Below are 5,428 nucleotides of genomic sequence, written 5' to 3'. Positions count from 1 at the left end.
TGTCACTCGGCCGGCCCCCGCGCCCCCCGGGCGCCCCCCCCCCCCCCCCCCCCGGCCCCCCCCCCCCCCCGCCCCCGGGGCGGGGCCCCGCGGCTCTCGTGCGTACGGCTCAGCGCTCGATGTGGGGCACCTCGCCCTTGCGGTTGGCCTCCCAGCCCGCCCAGGCCGAGGTGATCATCTCGCGGACGTCGTGCCGGGCCTTCCAGCCCAGCTCCGCGGCGATCTTGTCGGCGGAGGCGACGACCTTCGCCGGGTCGCCGGGTCGCCGCGGGACGACGACGGGCTCGTGGGTGTGCCCGGTGCCCTCGTTCAGCAGCTGCGCCATCTCCCGTACGGAGACGCCCTCGCCGCGGCCGATGTTGACCGTGAGGTCCCTGTACTCGCCGCTCGCGCCCCACTCGGCGAGTTTGCGGGCCGCCGCCACGTGGGCCTCGGCCAGGTCCTCGACGTGGATGTAGTCGCGGATGCAGGTGCCGTCCGGGGTCGGGTAGTCGTCGCCGAAGATGCGGGCGCCCTCCCCCTGGTCGAACCGCTCGAAGACCATCGGGACCAGGTTGAAGACTCCGGTGTCCGCGAGCTCGGGGGCGGCCGCGCCCGCCACGTTGAAGTAGCGCAGGCAGGCGGTGGAGATGCCGTGCGCCCTGCCGGCGGCGCGCACCAGCCACTCGCCGGCCAGCTTCGTCTCGCCGTACGGGCTCAGCGGCGCGCACGGGGTCTCCTCGGTGACCAGCTCCACGTCGGGCATGCCGTACACGGAGGCGGAGGAGGAGAAGAGGAAGTTGCGGACGCCGGCCTCGGCCACGGCGCCCAGCAGCACCTGAAGGCCCTCGACGTTCTCGTGGTAGTAGAACAGCGGCTTCTCGACGGACTCGCCGACCTGCTTCTTGCCGGCCAGGTGCACCACGCCGGTGATCTTGTACCGGCGCAGGGTCTCGTCCAGGTTCAGCCGGTCCAGGACCGAGCCGATCACCAGCGGAACGCCCTCCGGGACGCGGTCCTCGTTGCCCGTGGAGAGGTCGTCGTAGACGACGACGCTCTCACCCGCGGCGACCATCGCACGGACGACGTGGGAACCGATGTAGCCGGCGCCACCAGTGATCAGAAAAGTCATGCGTACCTCCCTGGGGTCCCCGGAACGCGTCCGGAGGGCCTGTCCGAATTCTCGCGCGACCTTGCGGTCGCCGGCTTTCTCACTCCGGTCCGCGGCCTGCCCGGGCCCGGTGGAGACGGTTGCGTACGAGGCTCAGCGCACCCGCGGCACCCGGTGCGAGCCGCAGGGCCAGCGATCCTCCGCCCGTACGGAACGGCTGCGCCAGCAGAACACCGTACCTGCTGCTCGGCAGCGCCCGGCGGCGCAGCAGATCGTCGAGGGGGCGCGGGGAGGTGACCAGGGAGCTCCCGTCGGCGAAGTCCACGCCGACCTGGACGCCCCAGGACTGCATTCCGCGGCGGCCCCGGCGGCGCCCGGCGGCGGCCACGGCGGTCAGCCGGAACGGCAGTTCGGCGGTCCAGCCGTCACCGTCGGCGGCGGCGTGCAGCTCCACCGGCCGGTCCGGGATCGGCTCACCGCCCGAGCGGGGCACGAAGCTCAGCCGGGCGGTGCGCGGCCCGGCCTCGGCGAGGCGCCCGTACAGGTCGCGCACCCGGATCCGGAGCCGGGCCGGGCCGAGGGGTTCGGCGTCGATGCTGACGGGCAGTTCGGCCACCGGAAGCGCGCCCAGCCCGTCCAGGACCACCGGGAGCTCCTCGCTCCACACGGGCAGCCCGTCGGGACCGGTCGCGTAGGGGGGCAGCAGCCGGGGCGGCTCGGCGGCGAAGCGGGTGAGCCGCTCCACGTCGGCGGGCGGGGCCGGGACGGCCCGCAGCAGCCGGACGATCCAGCGGGCGTGCGCCCCGGCGGCCTCGACCGCGGCCTCGTCGAGCCCGGCGACGTAGTCGCGGGTCAGCGTCCACCAGGCGGCCTGGTACTCGGGGTCCTTGCCGAGCTCGCGCAGGTACATCCGCAGGTCGTACTCCAGGAACTTCACCTGGCAGGCCAGGCCCAGCTCCGGGGAGGACTCGGTGATGATCCGGCGGGCCGAGCGGTGGGCCTCGACCCGGGAGCGCCAGTTGCCCACGTCCTTGCGGTCCAGGGAGATCGACACCCGGGCGGCACTGCGGCGCACGTGCCAGACGTAGACGAGGTCGCCGATGACGGCGATGCGGGGCGCGGCGGCCAGGACGCGCGCGGTGAAGACGAAGTCCTCGTAGACGAACCGGCCGTCGGGGAAGCGGATGCCGTGCGCGTCCAGGAAGGCCCGCTCGTAGAGCTTGTTGACGCAGAGGGTGTCGCGGACCAGCTCGGGCCGGTCGGCGGGCCGCTCGATCACGTCGCCCGCCGTGTACAGGCCGGGCATCCAGGGCACGTCGTGGTACTGCGGCAGTTCCCGCCGTACGCACGCGCCGACGGTCACCGGCGCGCGGTGCTCCTCGGCGGCGCGCACGAGGGCGTCGGCCGCCCCCGGGGGCAGGACGTCGTCGCTGTCGAGGAAGAGGACGTACGGCGAGGTCGCGAGCGCGATCCCGTCGTTGCGCGGCGTACCGCACCCGCCGCTGTTCTCCGTGCGGTGCACGACCTTCAGGCGGGGGTGGACGGCGGCCAGCTCGTCCAGCACCGCCGCGGTGCCGTCGGCCGAGGCGTCGTTGACGGCGATCACCTCGGCGACGACCGGGCCCTGGGCGAGGGCCGAGTTCACGGCCTCGCCCACGAGCACGGCGTCGTTGTACGCGATCACCACGACGGAAACGCTGGGAGTGTTGGTGCTGCTCACCCGTGGATCCTAGGCGACCGGCGTAAACATCACTTCAACTCCGCCGTCCGGACCAGCCGAACGGCGAAACGGCAGATCAGAAGGGCCGGAACTCGTCGTATTCCTTCTGCGCCGAGTCCCCGCGCTGGGCTTCCCTGTCCTTGCGGCGCGTGGTGGCCGGACGCGGGGCGTCCAGACGGTGGTCCTCGCCACGGCGGCCCAGCATCTCGGCGCCGGCCATCACGGTCGGCTCCCAGTCGAAGACGACCGCGTTCTCGGCGGAGCCGATGGCCACGCCGTCGCCGGCGCGGGCGCCGGCCTTCTTCAGCGCTTCCTCGACACCGAGGCGGTTGAGGCGGTCGGCCAGGTAGCCCACGGCCTCGTCGTTGTTGAAGTCGGTCTGGCGGACCCAGCGCTCCGGCTTCTCGCCGCGCACGGTGTAGACGTCCTCGACCTCGTCGTACGTGACGGTGAAGCCGGCGTCGTCCACGGCCTTCGGGCGGATGACGATCCGGGTCGCCTCCTGCTTCGGCTTGCGGGAGCGGGCCTTGGCGACGACCTCGGCGAGGAAGTACGAGAGCTCCTTGAGGCCCGTACGGGCGACCGCGGAGACCTCGAAGACCTTGTAACCGCGGGCCTCCAGGTCCGGGCGGACCATCTCGGCGAGGTCCTGGCCGTCGGGGATGTCCACCTTGTTGAGGACGACGAGGCGCGGGCGCTTCTCCAGGCCGCCGCCGTAGATCCTGAGCTCTTCCTCGATCACGTCGAGGTCGGCCAGCGGGTCGCGGTCGGACTCCAGGGTGGCGGTGTCCAGGACGTGCACGAGGACCGAGCAGCGCTCGACGTGGCGCAGGAACTCCAGGCCGAGGCCCTTGCCCTGGCTGGCGCCCGGGATCAGGCCGGGGACGTCGGCGATCGTGTAGACGGTCGAGCCGGCGGTGACGACGCCCAGGTTCGGCACGAGGGTGGTGAAGGGGTAGTCCGCGATCTTCGGCTTGGCGGCGGAGAGCACCGAGATCAGCGAGGACTTGCCGGCGCTCGGGAACCCGACCAGGGCCACGTCGGCCACGGTCTTGAGCTCCAGGACGATGTCGCCCGTGGTGCCGGGGACGCCGAGCAGCGCGAAGCCGGGGGCCTTGCGGCGCGCGGAGGACAGCGCGGCGTTGCCGAGACCGCCGCGGCCGCCCTCGGCGGCCACGTACGTGGTGCCCTGGCCGACGAGGTCGGCGAGGACGTTGCCCTCCTTGTCGAGGACGACGGTGCCGTCCGGCACGGGCAGGACCAGGTCCTGGCCGTCCTTGCCGGAGCGGTTGCCGCCCTCGCCGGGCTTGCCGTTGGTGGCCTTGCGGTGGGGGCTGTGGTGGTAGTCCAGCAGGGTGGTGACCGCCTGCTCCACCACCAGGATCACGTCGCCGCCGCGGCCGCCGTTACCGCCGTCGGGGCCGCCGAGCGGCTTGAACTTCTCCCGGTGAACGGAGGCGCAGCCGTGGCCCCCGTTACCCGCGGCGACATGCAGCTCGACGCGGTCCACGAAGGTGGTCATGGTTGTTCCTCCAGATACATACGGGAATGTCCCAGGCAGACCTTGCTGCCTATTAAACGTGTCTCTGTACCAACGCGCCGAGGGCGGACCTCTCTTCCCGGCTGGTGCCGGGAAGAGCTGAGATCCGCCCTCGGGAAGTTACGTACCGCTGATCAGCAGGAGCTGGATCAGGCAGCCGGAACGATGTTGACGACCTTGCGGCCACGGTGCGTGCCGAACTCGACCGCGCCCGCCTGCAGCGCGAACAGCGTGTCGTCGCCGCCACGGCCGACGCCCGCGCCCGGGTGGAAGTGCGTGCCGCGCTGGCGGACGAGGATCTCACCAGCGGAAACGACCTGACCGCCGAAGCGCTTCACGCCGAGCCGCTGGGCATTGGAGTCGCGCCCGTTCCGGGTGGACGATGCGCCCTTCTTGTGTGCCATGTCTCAGTCCCTCTTACTTCGCAGCCGTGGGGATACCGGTGACCTTGATCGCCGTGTACTGCTGGCGGTGACCCTGGCGACGGCGGTAGCCGGTCTTGTTCTTGTAGCGCAGGATGTCGATCTTGGCGCCCTTGTGGTGGTCCACGATCTCGGCCTGGACCTTGATCCCGGCCAGCACCCACGGGTCGCTGGTCACGGCGTCGCCGTCGACAACGAGCAGGGTCGAGAGCTCGACCGTGTCGCCAACCTTGGCAGTGGAAATCTTGTCAACCTCAACGATGTCACCAACAGCAACCTTGTGCTGGCGACCACCGCTGCGCACGATGGCGTACACGCGGATCTCTCTCTCACTCGGGACGGATGCTCCTGAAGCCAGCCGCTCAGGCAGGCCCCTCTTCACGACGGGGACCGCACGGAACCGGATTGGACGAGCGGCCTCTCCTGCGGGCGGTGCCCGGCCGGAGGAAGGTGCTCAGGAGCGCGACGCGCACTAGACGTAACCATCTAGGACATGCCGACGGTCTAGGTTACGGGGCCGGTTCCGGAGGGTCAAACCGGGCCCCGTGCGGCCGTGGGGGCCCCCCCCCCCCGGGGGGCCCCGCCCGGGGGGGCAGGGGTGGGGGGGGGGCGAGACGGCGGGCGGGGGCCGCGGGGCCGGCCCCCGCGGGGGCTTT

General features: G+C 72.1%; 5 protein-coding genes. All 5 read right to left on the bottom strand.

Going from position 1 to position 5,428, the window contains the following annotated elements:
• Positions 1–109: 109 nt before the first annotated feature.
• The 5 genes from galE to rplU all read right to left on the bottom strand — a co-directional run bounded on the left by galE (position 110) and on the right by rplU (position 5,088).
• Positions 110–1,111 (bottom strand): UDP-glucose 4-epimerase GalE, encoded by a 1,002-nt coding sequence (galE, locus tag ACFXA3_RS34260; RefSeq protein WP_385193410.1) that lies wholly within the window; start codon positions 1,109–1,111, stop codon positions 110–112.
• A gap of 79 nt (positions 1,112–1,190) precedes the next feature.
• The gene (locus ACFXA3_RS34255; protein WP_385193407.1) at positions 1,191–2,810 is read right to left on the bottom strand and encodes a glycosyltransferase family 2 protein; all 1,620 of its coding nucleotides are present in this window, start codon (positions 2,808–2,810) and stop codon (positions 1,191–1,193) included.
• Between the two features lie 76 nt (positions 2,811–2,886).
• The gene (gene obgE / locus ACFXA3_RS34250) at positions 2,887–4,332 is read right to left on the bottom strand and encodes a GTPase ObgE (protein WP_385193404.1); all 1,446 of its coding nucleotides are present in this window, start codon (positions 4,330–4,332) and stop codon (positions 2,887–2,889) included.
• A gap of 167 nt (positions 4,333–4,499) precedes the next feature.
• Positions 4,500–4,754 carry a 50S ribosomal protein L27 gene (gene rpmA, locus ACFXA3_RS34245; protein WP_069920265.1) on the bottom strand — a complete coding sequence of 85 codons (255 nt, stop codon included), beginning with the start codon at positions 4,752–4,754 and terminating at the stop codon, positions 4,500–4,502.
• A 13-nt stretch (positions 4,755–4,767) separates the two neighbouring features.
• Positions 4,768–5,088, bottom strand: a complete 321-nt coding sequence (gene rplU / locus ACFXA3_RS34240) for a 50S ribosomal protein L21 (RefSeq protein WP_030159347.1) — start codon at positions 5,086–5,088, stop codon at positions 4,768–4,770.
• Between the last annotated feature and the right edge of the window lie 340 nt (positions 5,089–5,428).

This window comes from Streptomyces sp. NPDC059456 (assembly GCF_042750055.1).
In the GTDB taxonomy this organism is placed as follows: domain Bacteria; phylum Actinomycetota; class Actinomycetes; order Streptomycetales; family Streptomycetaceae; genus Streptomyces.
The sequence above is the reverse complement of the archived record's forward strand: the minus strand, read 5'-3'. Positions and strand labels throughout refer to the sequence as shown.

Bases quoted from the DNA above. Each gene is read 5' to 3' on its own strand.
- obgE (WP_385193404.1), bottom strand. From the start codon at position 4,332: ATGACCACCTTCGTGGACCGCGTCGAGCTGCATGTCGCCGCGGGTAAC.
- rpmA (WP_069920265.1), bottom strand. From the start codon at position 4,754: ATGGCACACAAGAAGGGCGCATCGTCCACCCGGAACGGGCGCGACTCC.
- galE (WP_385193410.1), bottom strand. From the start codon at position 1,111: ATGACTTTTCTGATCACTGGTGGCGCCGGCTACATCGGTTCCCACGTC.